Annotated in this window: 1 protein-coding gene; it reads left to right on the forward strand. The window is 62.5% G+C overall.

The genetic code is table 11. From position 1 onward, the window contains the following. Window positions 1-205: 205 nt before the first annotated feature. Window positions 206-2,244 (forward strand): class I poly(R)-hydroxyalkanoic acid synthase (gene phaC, locus AC4FAH_RS10560; RefSeq protein WP_490246003.1); only part of this gene is annotated, 2,039 nt, incomplete at its 3' end.

The raw sequence follows: 2,244 nt of genomic DNA on the forward strand, positions 1-2,244 counted from the left end.
TCTTGTGAAACGGTCTTCAAAAACAGTCTGAAAAGCAGTGTCCGTCGCCAGTGAAGGCGCCCGTCTCACGAGAGACGGCATGGCATTGCTCAGTGGTCAGGAAGGATTCGATTCGATTCGATGAAACCGTGCCGCCGGCAGACGTTCGGCAGCCAAGCTTCGATAGCCAATGACGTGATGGTCAATGACAAGGAGGAAGGGCGATATGGACTCAGCCCAGCAGCAGGCGTTCTCGCAGACATTCTCTCAGGCCTTTACCAGTCTGTTCCCCGACGGTGCTGAAGGCACGGAGTGGGCCAGCGTGATGCAGCAGGCCAGTGCCCAGTATCAAGCCTTGATGAGTGACATGCTGGAGCGCCTATGGCCCAGCGCTGCCGCTTCCACCATCTATGACGAGATGGGCCGTTGCTTCCAGGCGGGGGCCGAGGCCCTGGCACGTGACCCGCAACTGTTGATGTCGACCCAGACGCGCCTCTTCCAGGACCAGATGGCCCTGTTGCAGGGCACGTTGCGCGAGCTGAATGGCGAGAGCGTCGAGCCGGTGATCACGCCCGCGCGCTCTGATCGCCGCTTCCGTGATGAGGCCTGGCAGAGTGAGCCCTATTACCATTTCCTCGTGCAGCAATACCTGCTGTTCTCGCGCGCCGTGGACGACATGCTGGCTGGCATTCAAGGCCTGCCGGAGAGCCAGAAGCGCAATCTCGAGTTCTACGCGCGCCAGTACGTCAGCGCCTTCTCGCCCTCCAACTTCGCCTCCACCAACCCGGAAGTGCAGCGCGTGACCCGCGAGACCGGCGGCCAGAACCTGCTCGACGGCCTGAAGCGTCTGCGCGATGACCTGGCCAACTCCGCCGAAGGCATCAATGTCGCGATGACCGACACCGAAGCCTTCCGTCTCGGCGACAACATCGCCGTCACGCCGGGTGACGTGGTCTTCGAGAACGAGCTGATCCAGCTGATCCAGTATCGTCCGGCCACCGAGAAGGCCTTCAGCACGCCGTTGCTGGTCGTGCCGCCGTGGATCAACAAGTACTACATTCTCGATCTGCGTCAGGACAATTCGATGATGCGCTGGCTGGTGGAGCAGGGGCACACCGTGTTCCTGATCTCCTGGCGCAATCCGGGGCCCGAGCAGAGTGATCTCACCTGGGCCGATTACATGCAGATGGGGCCGCTGGCCGCGATGGATGCCATCGAGCAGGCCACCGGCGAGAAGCAGGTCAACATCCTGTCCTACTGCATCGGCGGCACGCTGACGGCCAGCACCATGGCCTATCTGGCGGCCGAGAAGCAGTCCGACCGCGTGCGCTCGGTCAGCTACATGGCAACGCTGCAGGATTTCTCCGATCCCGGTGAGATCGGTGTCTTCCTCAACGAGCCGGTGCTGCAGGGCCTCGAGAAGCAGATGGCGCAGGACGGCTATCTGGATGGCCGCGTGATGGCGTTCTCCTTCAATCTGCTGCGCGAGAATGACCTGTTCTGGTCGTTCTACGTCTCCAACTATCTCAAGGGCGAAGCGCCGACCGCGTTCGACCTGCTGTACTGGAACACCGACGGCACCAACCTGCCGGCCGGTACCCATGCCTGGTATCTGCGCCACATGTATCTGGAGAACCGCCTGGTGCAGCCCGGCGGCATCGAGCTGGACGGCGTGCCGATCGATCTCTCCCAGATCGAGACGCCGAGCTACTGGGTCTCCGCGCGCGAGGACCACATCGCCAAGTGGCAGACCACCTACAACGGTACCCAGCTGCCAAAGGCCTCCATCAAGCGCTTCGTGCTCGGTGGCTCTGGTCATATCGCGGGTATCGTCAATCCGCCGCACAAGAACAAGTACGGCTACGCCACCAATGACAGCCTGCCGGCAACGCCGGATGAGTGGCTCGAGGGCACCGAGCAGCACGAAGGCTCCTGGTGGAATGACTGGCAGGCGTGGATGACCGGCAATGGCTTCGTGGAGCCGGAACCGGAGGTCTCTGCGCGCACACCGGGTGAGGGCAAACTCGACGTGATCGAAGCGGCGCCGGGGCGTTATGCGCGCCAGACCATTCCGGAAGTGCTGGGGCAGAGCGTGCCGGAAGAGATCACCAGCGTGGCGGATGCGCAGCTCAAGGCCGTGCGTGATGTCCAACAGACGGTCGAGAAGAGCGTGAATGAAGCGCTCAAGCAGGTGACGCTGCCGCTGGAAGAGGCCATGACCGCGATGACCGAAGCCGTCACCGGCAAGGCCGCCAATGATGCCGG

This window comes from Cobetia sp., assembly GCF_983723665.1.